Annotated in this window: 15 protein-coding genes; 9 read left to right on the forward strand and 6 right to left on the reverse strand. The window is 59.2% G+C overall.

Annotation, left to right across the window (positions count from 1 at the left end):
• From Q0Z94_RS08350 to Q0Z94_RS08385, 8 genes are all read left to right on the forward strand, one after another.
• Positions 1 to 1043 (forward strand): Na+/H+ antiporter NhaC family protein (locus tag Q0Z94_RS08350; protein WP_298068672.1); only part of this gene is annotated, 1043 nt, incomplete at its 5' end.
• 394 nt (positions 1044 to 1437) lie between these two features.
• The gene (locus Q0Z94_RS08355; RefSeq protein ID WP_298068674.1) at positions 1438 to 2268 is read left to right on the forward strand and encodes an Mrp/NBP35 family ATP-binding protein; all 831 of its coding nucleotides are present in this window, start codon (positions 1438 to 1440) and stop codon (positions 2266 to 2268) included.
• 164 nt (positions 2269 to 2432) lie between these two features.
• Complete coding sequence (locus tag Q0Z94_RS08360; RefSeq protein ID WP_298068676.1) at positions 2433 to 3173, forward strand: ABC transporter substrate-binding protein; 741 nt, start codon at positions 2433 to 2435, stop codon at positions 3171 to 3173.
• Positions 3174 to 3247: 74 nt separating this feature from the next.
• Complete coding sequence (locus Q0Z94_RS08365) at positions 3248 to 3922, forward strand: amino acid ABC transporter permease (RefSeq protein WP_298068678.1); 675 nt, start codon at positions 3248 to 3250, stop codon at positions 3920 to 3922.
• A gap of 15 nt (positions 3923 to 3937) precedes the next feature.
• Positions 3938 to 4723 carry an amino acid ABC transporter ATP-binding protein gene (locus Q0Z94_RS08370; protein WP_298068680.1) on the forward strand — a complete coding sequence of 262 codons (786 nt, stop codon included), beginning with the start codon at positions 3938 to 3940 and terminating at the stop codon, positions 4721 to 4723.
• A 2-nt stretch (positions 4724 to 4725) separates the two neighbouring features.
• On the forward strand, positions 4726 to 5415 hold the full coding sequence (locus Q0Z94_RS08375) for an amino acid ABC transporter permease (RefSeq protein WP_298068683.1): 690 nt from the start codon (positions 4726 to 4728) through the stop codon (positions 5413 to 5415).
• 123 nt (positions 5416 to 5538) lie between these two features.
• The gene (lepA, locus tag Q0Z94_RS08380) at positions 5539 to 7353 is read left to right on the forward strand and encodes a translation elongation factor 4 (RefSeq protein ID WP_298068685.1); all 1815 of its coding nucleotides are present in this window, start codon (positions 5539 to 5541) and stop codon (positions 7351 to 7353) included.
• A gap of 31 nt (positions 7354 to 7384) precedes the next feature.
• Positions 7385 to 7987, forward strand: a complete 603-nt coding sequence (locus Q0Z94_RS08385) for a GNAT family N-acetyltransferase (RefSeq protein WP_298068687.1) — start codon at positions 7385 to 7387, stop codon at positions 7985 to 7987.
• Positions 7988 to 8288: 301 nt separating this feature from the next.
• On the opposite strand, the gene ilvD is transcribed toward Q0Z94_RS08385, so the two are convergent.
• The 5 genes from ilvD to Q0Z94_RS08410 form a co-directional block, all read right to left on the reverse strand.
• Positions 8289 to 9947 carry a dihydroxy-acid dehydratase gene (ilvD, locus tag Q0Z94_RS08390; RefSeq protein WP_298068700.1) on the reverse strand — a complete coding sequence of 553 codons (1659 nt, stop codon included), beginning with the start codon at positions 9945 to 9947 and terminating at the stop codon, positions 8289 to 8291.
• Between the two features lie 84 nt (positions 9948 to 10031).
• Entirely contained in the window at positions 10032 to 11024 is a 993-nt protein-coding gene (gene ilvC, locus Q0Z94_RS08395) for a ketol-acid reductoisomerase (protein ID WP_298068703.1), read from the reverse strand.
• Positions 11025 to 11068: 44 nt separating this feature from the next.
• The gene (gene ilvN, locus Q0Z94_RS08400; protein WP_298068689.1) at positions 11069 to 11575 is read right to left on the reverse strand and encodes an acetolactate synthase small subunit; all 507 of its coding nucleotides are present in this window, start codon (positions 11573 to 11575) and stop codon (positions 11069 to 11071) included.
• Positions 11576 to 11587: 12 nt separating this feature from the next.
• The gene (gene ilvB / locus Q0Z94_RS08405) at positions 11588 to 13249 is read right to left on the reverse strand and encodes a biosynthetic-type acetolactate synthase large subunit (RefSeq protein ID WP_298068692.1); all 1662 of its coding nucleotides are present in this window, start codon (positions 13247 to 13249) and stop codon (positions 11588 to 11590) included.
• A gap of 463 nt (positions 13250 to 13712) precedes the next feature.
• The gene (locus tag Q0Z94_RS08410; RefSeq protein ID WP_298068693.1) at positions 13713 to 14042 is read right to left on the reverse strand and encodes a TIGR03905 family TSCPD domain-containing protein; all 330 of its coding nucleotides are present in this window, start codon (positions 14040 to 14042) and stop codon (positions 13713 to 13715) included.
• Positions 14043 to 14810: 768 nt separating this feature from the next.
• On the opposite strand from Q0Z94_RS08410, the gene Q0Z94_RS08415 reads away from it, so the two are divergent.
• Positions 14811 to 14996: a hypothetical protein gene (locus Q0Z94_RS08415; RefSeq protein WP_298068695.1), complete on the forward strand. Its 186-nt coding sequence runs from the start codon at positions 14811 to 14813 to the stop codon at positions 14994 to 14996.
• Here Q0Z94_RS08415 and Q0Z94_RS08420 read toward each other — a convergent pair whose 3' ends face one another.
• On the reverse strand, positions 14997 to 15515 hold the full coding sequence (locus Q0Z94_RS08420; RefSeq protein ID WP_298068698.1) for a hypothetical protein: 519 nt from the start codon (positions 15513 to 15515) through the stop codon (positions 14997 to 14999).
• Positions 15516 to 16014: the final 499 nt, after the last annotated feature.

Genomic DNA, 16014 nt, shown 5'->3' on the forward strand with positions numbered 1-16014 from the left:
TGGCCACCGGCACGTCCTTCGGCACCATGGGAACCATAGGTGTCGCGCTTCTCGGCGTGGGACAGGCCCTTGGCTATCCCGCCTACATGACGGTGGGCGCCATCGTTTCCGGGGCGTACCTCGGCGACAAGATGTCCCCTGTGTCCGACTCCACCAACATTACGGCCTCGGTCTGCGAAGTACCGCTGTTCTCGCACGTCATGTCCATGCTCTGGACCACGATTCCCGCCTTCATTGCGGCGGGCGTTGTCTATACCTTCATCGGCAGCTCGGTGACCGCCCAGCAGGGAACCTCTCTTGAAAGCCTGAACGCCATCCTCTCCGGGCTTGAAGCCAACTTCAGCCTTGGTCCCGTGGCCTTCCTGCCGCCCGTACTCATGATCGTGCTGGCCTATCGCCGCTACCCCGTACTGCCCGTCATGCTCGTCTGCCTGCTGGCCGCCATGGTCATTGCCGTCTTTGAAGGCGTACCCTTCAACAAACTGGCTGCCATGCTGACGTCAGGCTATGTGTCCAAGACCGGCATCGCCCAGCTCGATCCGCTGCTGTCCCGCGGCGGACTCATGAGCATCATGCCCACCGTGCTGCTGCTCTGCTCGGGCATGGCCTTCGGCGGGGTTCTTGAGCGCTCCCGCGTCCTTGAAGTCCTGCTTGAAGCCATCCTGAAGGGCGCGAAATCCGCCGTGCGGCTCGTGGCTTCCGCTCTGGCCGCGGCCTATCTCATCAACCTGGGAACCGGCAGTCAGATGCTTGCCGTCATCGTGCCCGGCCGCGCCTTCCTCGACTCCTTCAAAAAGGCCGACATCAGCCAGCTCGTCCTCTCCCGTACCTGCGAAGACGCCGGAACCATCGGCTGCCCGCTGGTTCCGTGGAGCGTACACGCCTTCTACATCGCCGGAGTGCTCGGCGTGAGCGCCTACGATTTTGTGCCCTACGCCCTCTTTAACTGGTTCGTGCCCATCTTCTCCATCCTGTGCGCACTGACCGGCTTCGGTATCTGGAAGCAGAACGGTACGCCTGTGCGCAGGCTGTGGGGCAGATAGCCCGAAGGTCTCACGCCTCTCTGTCTGCAAGGAAAGCGCCGGAATCTTTCGGCGCTTTTCTGTTCATCTTACTTCCTTTATGGTTTGAGACCTCGGCCTTCAGGCCGATAGAGCCACACCCCGCCCTGAAGGGCGGGGTATCTTTGGGGCGGCAGCCTGGGAGGGGATGCAAATCCCTCCCAGGCGCAGGACGCAAAGCCCTGAAGGGCGTTGCTACATTATTGCTCGGGTCTTGCACGGTGTCTCCCGTTTTGTGCAAGGGCCTTGACGCGCTCCGCGGCAATGCGGTAAAGCCATTCATTGGTTCTGAAGGCGATGAACCGCCACGCAAGACCGTTTTCTTCCTGAAGACCATGTGCTGTGAACCATCACCAAACCATAAAGGATACACCCCATGAGCGATTGCGATCATGATTGCGGAAGCTGCGGCGAAACCTGTGCCGACCGCACTGCGCCGGCCGGCATGAAGGTCAAGCTCCATCGTTTTTCCACGGTAAGGAAAGTCATCGGCGTGGTGAGCGGCAAGGGCGGCGTGGGCAAGTCCCTCGTCACCGCTCTGCTCGCCGCCAAGATGCAGCGCCGCGGCTCTCACGCGGCCATACTGGACGCCGACATCACCGGCCCTTCCATCCCCAGGCTCTTCGGCGTCCAGACCCGCATCTCAGGCACGCAGCTCGGCCTGAACCCTGCCCGCTCCGCCACCGGCGTGGACATCGTATCCATGAATCTGCTGCTGGAACACGACACCGACCCCGTAGTCTGGCGCGGGCCGGTCATCGCCAACGTCGTTACGCAGTTCTGGTCTGAAGTCATCTGGAACAACGTGGACTACATGTTTGTTGATATGCCCCCCGGAACGGGAGACGTGCCGCTCACCGTCTATCAGTCCCTGCCCGTGGACGGCATTGTCATCGTCACTTCTCCTCAGGAGCTGGTCTCCATGATCGTGGAAAAGGCGGTCAACATGGCCCGTCTCGATGGGCTGAACGTCCCCGTCGTGGGACTGGTGGAGAACATGTCCTATTTCGAGTGCCCGGGCTGCGGCCGGCGCCACGCCATCTTCGGCGAAAGCCATCTTGAGGAGATCGCGGCCCAGTACGGCATACGCAGCACGGCCCGTCTGCCCATCGACGCTGCCATTGCCCGCGCCTGTGACGCCGGAGCCATCGAGGGCGTACAAAGCCCCTGGCTCGACGGAATAGCCGATACCATCGCCGCCCTGTAAGTCTGCTGCGCACAAAAAAGCACGGCCTGCGCCCCATAGAGATGTGGGAACAGCGTCTTTTTCCATGTCCACAAGTCTGCTTCGGCTTATTGCATAGGGCGTCTTTTTTCGCTATGTTTCTTTCTCAGTGAGTCCAACATTCAATCCTTATGTGTGAGGCATGTATGAAACGTCTTTCCTGTCTCCTCGCCGCTCTTGCCGTACTCTGTCTGGCTGCCGGCGCTCAGGCGAAAACTTACGTCAACGGCATCGACGCCAACTATCCTCCGTTCGCCTACGTCAGCGAGGATGGAAAGCCCGCCGGCTTCGACGTGGATTCCATGAACTGGATAGCCAAGCATATGGGCTTTGAAGTGGTTCATCAGCCCATGGACTGGGACGGCATTATCCCCGCGCTGCTGAACAAGAAGATCGACATGGTCTGTTCCGGCATGAGTGTCTCCCCTGAACGCGCCGCTGTTGTCGCCTTCTCCGATCCTTACTACACCATACAGAAAGTCATCCTTGTGCCCGCGAACTCCCCCATCGCCACGGCCGACGCGGCCATCCGCGGCGAAATCAAGCTCGGCGTCCAGCGCGGCACCAACGAACATGAACTGCTCGAAACCAGAAAAGCTCAGGAAAAGCTGAAGTATGATCTGCGCTTCTACGACTCCGCGCCTCTGGCCGTGGAAGATCTCCTGAACGGCCGCATCGACGCCATCGCTCTTGACAGCGCTCCTGCCAAGGACGCCATCAGCAAGGGCAAGGCCGTCAAAATCGTGGGCACCTTTGCCGAAGACGATGTGTTCGGTGTCGCTCTCCGCAAGGATGACAAGGAACTTATCGGCATCATCAATGAAGGCTACAAAAAGCTGATGGCCGATCCCTACTGGAAAGAACTTCAGGATAAGTATCTGAAGTAAACCCGCGCACACGCAGAAGTCCGGTCACGGCTCCCCGTGACCGGCTCCTGTTTTTTTCGCTCGCAGGGGGCGACGTGCATATCCTCTCTACCATCATCGAAGCGCTGCCCTACATTCTCGAAGGCACGCTGGTCACGCTTCTTCTGGTCGCCGGCGCTCTCAGCGTAGGCTTCTGCCTGGGCGTCCCCATGGCGGTGACTCAGGTCTACGCGCCAAAGCCTTTCTCCCGTCTTGTCAGCTTCTACGTCTGGTTCTTCCGGGGCGTTCCGGTTCTGCTTCTGCTCTTCCTCTTCTATTATGGCCTGTTCGGGCTTATGGGCATCGATGTAGGAACCGTGGGAGCCTCCTGCCTCGTCCTGGGCATGACCAGCGCCGCGTACCAATCGCAGATTTTCCGGGGCGCCATCCTTTCTCTCCCCACCGGACAGCTCAAGGCAGGACGCGCCCTCGGCTTTACCGATCTGCAGAGCATCAGGACCATCATCCTGCCGCAGGCTCTCCGCCTCTCCATTCCCGGCTGGTCCAACGAATATTCCATCCTGCTCAAGGACTCCGCCATGTGCTTCGCGCTTGGAACGCCGGAGATCATGGCACGCACGCATTTTGTCGCTTCGCGTACCTACGAGCATCTGCCGCTCTACATCACCGCAGGTCTCATCTACTTCCTCATCACTCTGGCGGGTGTGACCATGCTCCGCCGTCTCGAACAGAAAGTCCGCATCCCCGGCTACAACACCGCCGGCATGTGAGTCCGGGAGAACACCATGAACGCCCGCCCAAACGACACGCCCATCCTCCGCGCAGAACACTTCACTAAATATCTTTCAGGACGAAAAATCCTCGATGACTGCTCCATCAGCATCTATCCCGGCGACGTCAAGGTACTTATCGGTCCGTCCGGGGCCGGAAAAAGCACCTTTCTCCAGTGCATCAACTGCCTTCTCGAACCTGACGAGGGTGAGATCTGGCTGGGCGACAGGAAGGTCGATGTCAGAAACACTCGGGAACTCTGCGAACTGCGCCAGCATGTGGGCATGATCTTTCAGGACTTCAACCTCTTCGATCATCTCTCGGCTGAAGACAACGTGGCCCTTGCACCGCGCAAGGTACGCGGCATGAACAAGCAGGAAGCTCTGAAACGGGCGCATGCCGAACTGCGCCGCGTGGGACTTGAGGACAAGGCCAGGCTCTACCCCGCCGAACTCTCCGGCGGCCAGAAGCAGCGCGTGGCCATCGCCCGCGCCCTGGCTATGGATCCCACGGTGCTTCTGCTGGACGAACCGACCTCCGCCCTGGATCCCGAGCTTGTCGGCGAAGTGCTTACCGTCATCCGCGACCTGGCCTCCCACGGTATGCCCATGATTATGGTGACGCACCAGATGGAATTTGCCCAGGCCGTGGCCACGGAGATCCTGTTCATGGAACAGGGACGGGTTATCGAACAGGGTTCGCCTGATGAGCTTCTTGCCCCCGGCTCCCAGACGCGGACTCAGGACTTCTGTGTCCGCCTCCATGATCTGTGCGGCGGTGAAGCCGCTGCGCAGGAGTGAACATGCTGGACTTTCTTGACCCCACGTTCATCTTCGACCGGGCAATCCCCTACCTCAATCAGGGACTGCTCATGAGCCTCGGCCTTATCGTCCCCGCCTCGCTCATCGGCGGCTTTATCGGGGTGGTCATGGGAGTTCTGCGCGTCTTCGGCTCGCCGTGGATACGCCGCAGCGTGGACTCCATTGTTGCCGTTATCCGCGGCGTTCCGCTCACGGTACAGCTCATGATCCTCTATTTCGGGCTTCCCAGCGTTCCGGGACTGAAGATTTATCTTTCCCCCTATGCGGCGGCGCTCATCGGGTTCATCGTCTGCACCGCGTCCTATCAGTCCGAATATGTGCGCGGCACCCTGCTCTCCATCCGGCAGGGCCAGATCAAGGCGGCTCAGGCGCTGGGCATGACCCGCTGGCAGACCATCCGCTCCGTCATCGTACCCCAGGCCATACGCCGTGCGCTTCCCGGCTGCGGCAATGAAATCATCTATCTCGTCAAATATTCCTCGCTGGCCTATATCGTCACCTGCATAGAGCTTACCGGCGAGGCCAAGATCCTGGTTTCCCGGACGTTCCGCCCCACTGAAGTCTATCTCATCGCGGCCTGCTACTACCTCGTCATGGTCTCAGCGGCCACATGGCTTCTGGCCAGACTGGAAAAGGCGCTGGCCATTCCCGGCTTCGGAGTGCAGAAATAAGCCATGCGCTAAGGCAGCAGCGGAAGGCGACTCAGCCTCTATGCGCCATGCTGCGCCGGGCGGACACGCAAACCGGTTTTCGCAGCGCACTCCCCGCCGTCAACCTTCATCCCCGACAGAGCCATGACCCCACTTGACCATATCCGCAACTTCTGCATCATCGCTCACATCGACCACGGCAAATCCACGCTGGCGGATCGCATCCTCGAATATACCGGCATTGTGTCCGAACGCGAGGCCAGAGATCAGTATCTGGACAAGATGGATCTTGAGCGGGAGCGCGGCATCACCATCAAGGCCCAGACCGTGCGCATCCCCTACACGGATCACGATGGCAGCCAGTATATCCTGAATCTTATCGACACGCCCGGGCATGTGGACTTCGGCTATGAAGTCTCCCGTTCCCTCGCCGCCTGCGAAGGCGCGCTGCTGGTGGTGGACGCCACCCAGGGCGTGGAGGCGCAGACACTGGCCAACGTTTACATGGCTCTGGATCACAACCATGAAATCGTGCCCGTACTCAACAAGATTGACCTGCCCAGCGCCGATGCTGGACGGGTACGCCGCGAAATCGAAGACAGCATCGGGCTTGACTGCTCCAACGCCGTGGATGTCTCCGCCAAGACCGGACTGAACATCGAGGGCGTGCTTGACGCCATCGTCCACCATCTCCCGGCCCCCTCAGGCGATGTGGACGCCCCCCTCAAGGCTCTTATTTTCGATTCCTGGTATGACAGCTATCAGGGTGTGGTCGTCCTCTTCCGTATCATGGACGGGACGCTAAAGCTCGGCGACGTCATCCATCTCATGGCCGGAGACCGCGACTACGAAGTCGTCCGCCTGGGCGTGTTCTCCCCCAACGCCGCCAGTGTGCAGCAGCTCTCCGCCGGTGAGGTGGGCTTTCTCTGCGCGAACATCAAGGAACTGGGCCACGCCCGCGTCGGCGACACCATCACCCTGAAGGAACGCCCTGCCGGCGCGCCCGTGCCCGGCTTCAAGGAAGTAAAGCCCATGGTGTTCTGCGGCCTTTACCCCACGGACGCCGCCGATTACGAAAACCTCAAAACGGCGCTGGAAAAACTCCAGCTCAACGACGCGGCGTTCTCCTATGAGCCGGAGACCTCTTCGGCCCTGGGCTTCGGTTTTCGCTGCGGTTTTCTGGGGCTTCTGCACATGGAGATCATTCAGGAGCGTCTGGAACGGGAATTTCAGGTGGAGCTTATCGCCACGGCGCCTTCGGTCATCTACAAGGTGGATTTGACGGACGGCTCAACGCTGACCATCGACAATCCGGCGAAATTCCCCGACGGCTCAAAGATCAAGGCCCTGTACGAGCCTTATGTGAGGATGGATATCCACGTTCCCACGGAATTTGTGGGCAACGTGCTCAAGCTCTGCGAAGAAAAGCGCGGTATCCAGAAAAACCTCGGCTTTCTTACCGCCAGCCGCGCCGTCATCACCTACGAACTGCCCTTCTCGGAAATCGTCTTCGACTTTTTCGACGCGCTGAAATCCGGCACCCGCGGCTACGCTTCCATGGACTACACGCCCATCGACTACCGTGAATCCGCGCTGGTAAAGCTGGACATTCTGCTGAACGGCACCCCTGTGGACGCCCTTGCCGTCATTGTCCACAGAGAGAACGCCTACCCCTACGGCCGGGCGCTGGCGCTCAAACTGAAACGCACCATCCCGCGGCAGATGTTCGAGGTCGCGATACAGGCAGCCATCGGCAACAAGATCATCGCGCGAGAAACCGTCCCCGCCTACCGCAAGGATGTTCTTGCCAAGTGCTACGGCGGCGACATTACCCGCAAGCGCAAGCTGCTGGAAAAGCAGAAGGAAGGCAAGAAGCGCATGAAGCGCATGGGCAACGTGGAACTGCCCCAGGAGGCCTTTCTTGCCGCGCTCAAAGTCGGAGACGGCGGAGAAAAATAACGCGCTTGCCACGATCCATTTCGGAGAACGCATGGAGTCTTATCCGGTCAGCCTGCGCGCCGCCAGGGAAGCGGACGCCCCCGCCCTGCTCGCTATCTACGCCCCCTATGTGGAAAAGACGGCGATTACCTTTGAATGTGAAGTCCCCACGGAAGAAGAATTTCGCAGCCGCATCAGGCGGACGCTTCTGCGCTATCCGTGGCTGGTCGCGGAATCCGGACACTCCGTTCTTGGCTACGCCTGCGCCTCCGCCTTCCATCCCCGCGCCGCCTACGGCTGGTGCGCCGAAGTCACCGTCTATCTTCAGGAAAACGCCCGCGGCCGCGGTCTCGGGAAAACGCTCTACGCCTGTCTTGAAGACATTCTGAAAGCGCAGGGGGTTCTGCTGCTCTACGCCTGCATCGCCGTGCCCACGCAGGAAGACGAAACGCTGACGCTCGCGAGCCGCCGCTTCCACGAACGGGAAGGCTACCGGCTCGCCGGCGAGTTTCCGCAGTGCGGATTCAAATTCGGCCGCTGGTACGACATGGTCTGGATGGAAAAACGTCTGGGGGAATCCGCCGTTCCCCCTCAGCCGCTGCGCCCGTTCCCCGCCCTGGCCGGAACCTTCCTGCCCCGTGTCCTTGAGGGGTAAAGACGGAGCGGGAAACTTCCGCCCCGCGCTCCCATTTTACATCGACTTTTCAGCAACGGCAGGGAACCGCTCTTGTCCCCTGTCCACCGTCAACGCCTCAGCCATGCAGAAAACTTCAATCGTCAGCCTGAAGCCGGAATATCGATAAGCATTCTTGTCCTCAAAAAAACACGGCCCGCCTTCCCCATGGCATCGGGAAAGGCGGGCCTGTTTTTGTCTATCTGCCTTATGTGGAAATGGTCTTGGCCGGTGAATACCTTGCTCTCCCGCTCTGTTGTGGGAGAAAGCGGCCTTCTTCGCCCTACTTCAGGACGGCACCGGTATTGGCGCTGCTCACCATGCGGGCGTAGCGGGCCAGCCAGCCGGTCTTGATCCTGGGTTCCTGCGGCACGAAGGAAGCCCTGCGGCGGGCAAGTTCTTCCTCGCTCACTTCCACGTTGATGCTGGCGTTGGGAATGTCGATACTGATGATGTCCCCTTCCTGAATCAGACCAATGGGGCCGCCTTCAGCCGCTTCCGGAGAGACATGGCCGATGGAGGCGCCGCGGCTGGCGCCGCTGAAACGTCCGTCCGTGATAAGGGCCACGGTCTTGTCCAGCTTCATTCCGGCAAGCGCGCTGGTGGGGTTCAGCATCTCGCGCATACCCGGGCCGCCCTTGGGCCCTTCGTAGCGGATGACAACCACGTCACCGTCCTTGATGCCGCCCTTGTAGATGACCTCGATGGCCTCTTCCTCGCTGTTGAAGACCCGCGCGGGGCCTTTATGCTTCAGCATCTCGGGAGCTACGGCGCTTCTCTTCACCACGCAGCCATCGGGAGCGATGTTGCCCCAGAGTATCTGCAGGCCGCCGGTGGGACTGTAGGGATTGTCGAGAGGACGCACCGCGCCCAGGCCCTTCACACGGGCATTTTTGATGTTCTCGGCAACGCTCTTGCCTGTGGCGGTGATGAGACTGGTATCAAGATAGCCGCCTTCGGCCAGTTCCGCCTGTACCGCGGCGATGCCGCCGTCCGCGTAGAGATCCTGCATATGCGTGGGGCCTGCCGGGGCAAGATGGCAGAGGTTGGGAACCTGAGAGCTGACTTCGTTGAACAGCGCAAGGTCGAGCTTCACTCCGGCTTCGTGTGCGATGGCCAGCAGGTGCAGCACGGTGTTGGTACTGCAGCCCAGAGCCATGTCGCAGGCGAGGGCGTTGCGGATGGACTTTTCATTGACGATGTCGCGGGGCTTGATGTCGCGCTTCAGCAGTTCCATGACGGCCATGCCGGCATGCTTGGCAAGCTGGATGCGGCGGGCATGGACGGCGGGAATCGTGCCGTTGCCGGGCAGAGCGAGACCGATGGCCTCACACAGGCAGTTCATGGAGTTGGCGGTGTACATGCCGGAACAGCTGCCGCAGCCCGGGCAGACGCCCGTCTCGCACTCTTCCAGCTTTTCGTCGTCGATGAGTCCGACCTTGCGCGCACCCACGGCTTCAAACATTTTGGAAAGGCTCACTTCCTGCCCGTCGTACACCCCGGCCAGCATGGGGCCGCCGCTGCACACCACGGAAGGAATGTTCAGGCGCAGCGCCGCCATGACCATGCCGGGAACAATCTTGTCGCAGTTGGGGATGAGTACCAGAGCATCGAACTGATGCGCCATGGCCATGGTCTCCACACTGTCGGCGATGAGTTCACGGCTGGCCAGAGAATACTTCATGCCGACATGCCCCATGGCGATGCCGTCGCACACACCAATGGCGGGCACAAGGACAGGGGTGCCGCCCGCCATGCGCACACCGGCCTTGACGGCTTCGGCAATCTTGTCCAGATGGGCGTGTCCGGGCACGATTTCGCTGTGGGCGCTGACAACGCCGATAAGCGGACGCTCCAGCTCTTCCCTGGTATAGCCCATGGCATAGAACAGACTGCGGTTCGGCGCACGTTCCACGCCCTGCGTCACGTTTGCACTGCGCAATTTCATAGACCCTCCTCTCCCGCGGAAAGACGGATAAAAAAAGCCGGGCAGCCGAGACTGCCCGGCAGGGGAATCAACGTTCCATTACTTCTTCAGCCAGCTCATCATCTGGCGCAGTTCGGCGCCGACCTTCTCAAGCTGATGTTCAGCTTCGAGGCGGCGGGTCGCGAGGAACTTGCCCTTCCGTCCAGCGGAAAATTCCTGCATGAATTCGGAAGCGAACGTACCGTCCTGAATCTCGCGCAGAATCTGCTTCATTTCCTTGCGGGTGGCCTCGGTGATCAGGCGCTTGCCGGTGCGGTAGTCGCCGTATTCAGCCGTGTTGGAAATGGAATAGCGCATGAAGCCGAAGCCGCCGCTGTTGATGAGGTCAACGATGAGCTTCATTTCGTGGATGGTCTCGAAGTAGGCCATTTCAGGGGCGTAGCCCGCTTCCACTAGGGTTTCAAAGCCGGCCTTCATGAGTTCGGTCACGCCGCCGCAGAGCACAGCCTGTTCGCCGAAGAGGTCGGTTTCCGTCTCTTCACGGTAGGTGGTCTCAAGGATGCCGGCGCGGCCGGCGCCGATGCCGCTGGCATAGGCCAGAGCGTAATCCTTGGCCTTGCCGGTGTAATCCTGATACACCGCGATGAGGCTGGGCACACCCTTGCCTTCCAGATACTGGCTGCGGACGGTATGACCGGGGCCCTTGGGGGCGATCATGATGACGTCAATATTCCTGGCAGGCTGCACGAAGCCGAAGTGGATGTTGAAGCCGTGGGCGAAGCAGAGCACATCGCCTTCCTTCATGTAGGGCGCGATCTGCTTGTTGTAGGTGTCGGCGGCCACTTCATCGGGAACGAGCATCATAACGATGTCAGCGGCCCTGGCGGCTTCTTCCACGTCCATAACCTTGAGACCCGCGGCCTCGGCCTTTTTGCAGCTCGCGCTGCTCGGGCGCAGGCCAACGATCACGTTCACACCGCTTTCATGAAGGTTCTGGGCATGGGCGTGGCCCTGGCTGCCATAGCCGATGATGGCAACGGTCTTGCCGTCGAGAACGCCAAGATTGCAGTCGGCGTCATAATACTTTTTGATCATTACACAACTCTCCATTGATAATACTATCCGGCAAGGCTTGCCTACCTGCCGCTTTTCCACCAGTCACTCTGGTTGCCCCTGGACATTCCGATGATACCGGAACGGCACATTTCCAGAATGTTGTAGGGAGACATTACTTCAAGGAATCCGTCTATCTTGGACGGTTTGCCTGTCAATTCCACTACCATGCTGCTTGAGGTCAGGTCAATAATCTTGGCACGGTAAACTTCCACGATGTCGCGGAGTGAAGAGATATTGGCCTCGCCAAAAGCGAGCTTGAGTATAAGCATCTCGTAAAGCAGGCTCTCATCGGGAGGAAGCACGGTGACTTCCTTCACTTCCTGCAGTTTGCGGGTCTGCTTGATGATCTGTTCAAGATTGTGTTCGTCGCCTTCCGTCACAATGCTGATGACGCTCACCGTGGGATCGCAGGTGGTGGCGGCGGTAACGCTGCTCATATTGAAACGGCGGCGGGCAAAAAGAGAAGCGACACGGGCCATGACATTGGCATGGTTGTCTACCAGAATAGAAAGCACATACTTCTTCATCTTTGTCCGCTCCTATTCCATGATGATAGAGTCACAGGTGCATCCGCCGGGAATCATGGGAAGCACCTTCTCGTCTCTGTCGATGCTGCAGGCGATCCACACCGGACCCGTGCACTTCAGGGCTTCGCTCAGAGCGTTCTCAAACTCGGCCATGTTTTCGCACTGGAAGCCTCTGGCACCAAAGCCCTCGGCCACCTTGGCATAGTCGGTTCTGCGATCCAGCGTGGTGCAGGAATAACGCTGTCCGTAAAACGACGTCTGCCACTGGCGCACCATGCCCAGAACGCGATTGTCAAGGATGATGGTGATGATGGGCAGCTGATAGCTCACGGCGGTACACGCCTCGTTCAGGTTCATGTGGAACGAACCGTCGCCGGTGATGTGGATGACGCGCGCCTGAGGACAGGCTATCTGGGTACCGATGGCCGCGCCGTAGCCGAAGCCCATGGTGCCGAGTCCGCCGCTGGAAATGAAATGGCGGCTCTTGAGATGGCGCACATACTGGGCGGCCCACATCTGATGCTGGCCCACGTCGGTAACAAATATCGCGTCTTCACCTGCCATTTCGCAGAGCTTGCGGATGACCTGATGCGGCTTCAGCACCGTGTCGCTGTCTTCGGGGCGGTAATCCTCCTCTTTCCACCGGGCGATGGTCTCCATCCACTCCTTATGCTCCGTATGCTGGATGCGGGGCAGCAGAGCCTGGAGTACGTCTTTGACATCACCCACCAAGCTGAAATCGACCATGACGTTCTTGTTCACTTCGCTGGGGTCGATATCGATCTGGATAATCCTGGCGCGGCGGCCGAACTCATCGGGAACCGAGGCCACACGGTCGCTGAAGCGCGTTCCCGCGGCGAGGATCACATCGGCGTGGTCAAGGGCCAGATTGCTGGTGCGGCATCCGTGCATACCCACAAGCCCGAGGCTGTAAGGATCTTCGCTGCTCACCACACCCGCGGCCATGACCGTATAGGCGCCAGGCATACCGGCCTTGTGCATGAGTGCCGCCAGCTCTTCACCAGCGCCGGAAGCGCCTATGCCGCCGCCATAGTAAATGACGGGACGCTGTGCGCCGTTGATGATCGCGGCGACCTTGTCAAGGCTGTCGATATCAATCTCGGTATGGTACTCGTTGCGGGCCGGAGCGGCTGGAAGAAATTCGGCCAGAGCGGAGGTAACGTCCTTGGGTATGTCCACCAGTACAGGTCCCTTGCGGCCGGTCTGCGCAATGCGGAAGGCTTCGCGCAGGGTATCTGCAAGGTCTTCCACCCTGTCCACCACAAAGTTGTGCTTCGTGATGGGCATGGTGATGCCCGTGATATACACTTCCTGGAAGCTGTCCTGACCCATAAGGGAAGTGGGGACGTTGCCGGTAATGGCGACCATGGGCGTGCTGTCCATGTAGGCCGTGGCCACGCCCGTGACAAGGTTCGTGGCACCGGGTCCGCTGGTCACCAGAACCACGCCCGTGCGCCCTGTGGCGCGGGCATAGCCGTCTGCGGCATGGGCCGCGCCCTGTTCATGCGCCATGATGATGTGGCGGATACGATCCTGGTATTTATAGAGGGCATCGTACAGGTTCAGCACGGCGCCGCCAGGATACCCGAAAATCGTGTCCACCCCCTGCTCTACCAGGACTTCGCAAAAAATTTCGGAACCGTTCAATTTCATGCTATTTTCCTCAAAATGTTTCAATCCACAGCCGCCTCATCCGTAAAGGAATTTTTGATGAAACTTTCAGCCCGCCGCCTTTCCTGCGCGTATCTGCGGAGGAACAGGGAACGGCGGCCGCTCCCTCTGGGCGCTTCCTGCGCTGTGTCGGAAAAGGAACTGATACAGGCGATTTATAGAATACTGAACAACTTCCTTTCTTCTTGTCAAGAAAAAAGCGACTCACGCGACCGCCTGACGGCGAAGTCTTTTTTTTCACATTGCTCCGGCGCAGACGCTTTGCCGCGTTTTGCCCGCTTTGCTCTGAAAATTCCACGTTCAGAAAAGCAAGCGAAAACAGAAAGCGCGGTGTACGGCAGGAGCGATCGTACGCCGCTCCGCCGATTCCAGGCGCTGTTATCCGAAATTCACGCCGGCATGAGAAAAATATCTCAAACCACCGTTTCCTTCCGAACGTGCGCCGCTACCAGCGCTTCACGGACGAAAAGCTGTCCAGACCAAACGCCGGACGGGCCTGCGTTTCTCCCCTGTCCAGCATCGCCTTCATTTCCCGAAGCGCTTTGGCAAGCTGTTCGGGGCAGGATGTTACCTTGGAGGTGGGGCAAACGGGCATACCCTCAAACCGTGCGATCACATCGTCCATCTTCATGCCGCGGATCAGGCGGCTGATGCCTTCAAGGTTGCCCGGGCAGCCGCCGGTGAAGGAAAAATCACGGATGACACGGGTCTCGTCATCCACGTCAATCACAAACTTTTTGGAGCAGACACGCTCAGGGGTGTAGACATACTGCATAAAGACTTCTCTCCTCGATGTTTCAAGCCCCAGCCGTCCTGCGGGCGGACAGGGAGCAGTCCTTACTCTGGATGCCGGGGTACGGAAAAGAATTTCCCCGGCCGCGCCCTTTTGTCAACAAATCTTTTTCCCAAGATTCCCGTTACCGTGTTTCAATCCATTGCCGCCCCACTTTTCCAACTGACTCTGTAGCCGACAGACAGGGTATGAGTGGATGAGGAGCGGGGAAAGACAAGAAAGGCATCTTGTTTTTCCTGATGGAAAAACGCGAAAAATGGCAGAAAAGGCATCTTGTATTTTCTGTCGAAAATACGCGAAAGGCAGCCGAACTTCCAGTTCGGCAAAAGGCACCCTCCGGCCACATCCCTAACCGCCGGACGGCGCGAGCGTCAGCGAGCTGATAGCGAAGGCGGCGTGTTTGTCCGGCTTCTGCCGGCAAACATGGCCACGCCGCCGGAGCGGGGAAAAAGGCATCTTGTTTTTCCTGCCGGAAAAACGCTTAAAGGCAGCCGAACTTCCAGTTCGGCAAAGACACCCTTCGGCCACGTCTGACGCGGGCACGCCTCGTACAGCTTCGCTGTCCTCGGCCGCGCTCCGCGTGTCCTTACCCGCTCGCTGGCCGCAAAGATATGCAACGGGCAAAGCCCGATTGCACGCGGCCCGCGAGCTATCAGCGGCGCACGCGCCGCGCCTCCGGCGGATGAGGAACCGCTCCCCTTCCGCAACCTGCGGAGCAGCGAGCTGTAGCGAGCTGATAGCGGAGGCGGCGTGTTTGTCCGGCTTCTGCCGGCAAACATGGCCACGCCGCCGGAGCGGGGAAAGTCGGGCGAGCGTCAGCGAGCTGATAGCGGAGGCGGCGTGTTCGTCAGGCTCTGCCGGCAAACATTGACAGCGGAGAAAACAATTTTTATTCTCTGCCTAGAGAAACGCTATGAAAAGAAAAGCCTTTCTTGACTACTTGATTACGTTCTGTGCCAACTTTTCCGTCATTGGGCTCGGCATCATTCTGCTGAAAGAGGATACGCCCTGGCAAACCGGTGTTCTGGCGCTCGCCGTACTCTTCATCGGCGCATTCCTTGCCTGGAAGAAAGGAGAATGACCATGTTTTTTGTGTACATAGCCGTGGCTTTTGTGGTTGTTGCCGGTATTTGGACGGTATGTAATCAAGGCTAAGTAACCAAAACGCAGCACCGCTGGAGCGAATCCGTGGCACTGTTTTTTTAAATCTCTCTGGCCCTGCATCGAGCGAAAGAGGCAGGGTCTATTCTTTAGAAAAAAGCAAAAGGCATCTTGTTTTTCCTGCCGGAAAAACGCTGAAAAAGGCATCTTGTATTTTCTGTCGAAAATACGCGAAGAGCGCCGAAGTTCCAGTTCGGCAAAGACACCCTCTAGCCACATCCCTAACCGCCGGACGGCGCGAGCGTCAGCGAGCAGATAGCGAAGGCGGCGTGTTTGTCCGGCTTCTGCCGGCAAACATGGCCACGCCGCCGAAGCGGGGAAAATTTCGTCGCTCCAAACGCGCTACCGCGCGTGCCTCCGGCGGATAGGGAAGAAAAAAGCCTTGCCTTTCCAGCTGCTACTGTATAGCCTGCGCACGTGGGTATGTTCTCCGAAAGGAGGTAATGCCTATGAAGCGCTTCTTCCGGGATGTGCTGGCCGCGTTTGCGGCCGCCGTCCTTGCGGCTCTGGCGGTTCGTTTTATGAACCTCTAAAACGCAGGTTGCCCCGGTAGGAGTTCGCTTCCTACCGGGGCGCAAAACTTGCGAAGCACTTATTCGCGGGGGACGTGCCCCAAGGGGCAGAGGGTGTTCCAGCACTCTCTGCCCCTCTGTTATGTACATTTCCCCGTGATATGTCAAGAGGCGTTTTTAACCGCCGGACGGCGGTCTGAGGAAGCAAAAAGGCATCTTGCTTTTTCTGTCGAAAAAGCGCGAAAGGCAGCCGAACTTCCAGTTCGGCAAAGACACCCTTC

Origin of the sequence: uncultured Mailhella sp. (genome assembly GCF_947631555.1) — a bacterium.
Classification (GTDB): domain Bacteria; phylum Desulfobacterota; class Desulfovibrionia; order Desulfovibrionales; family Desulfovibrionaceae; genus Mailhella.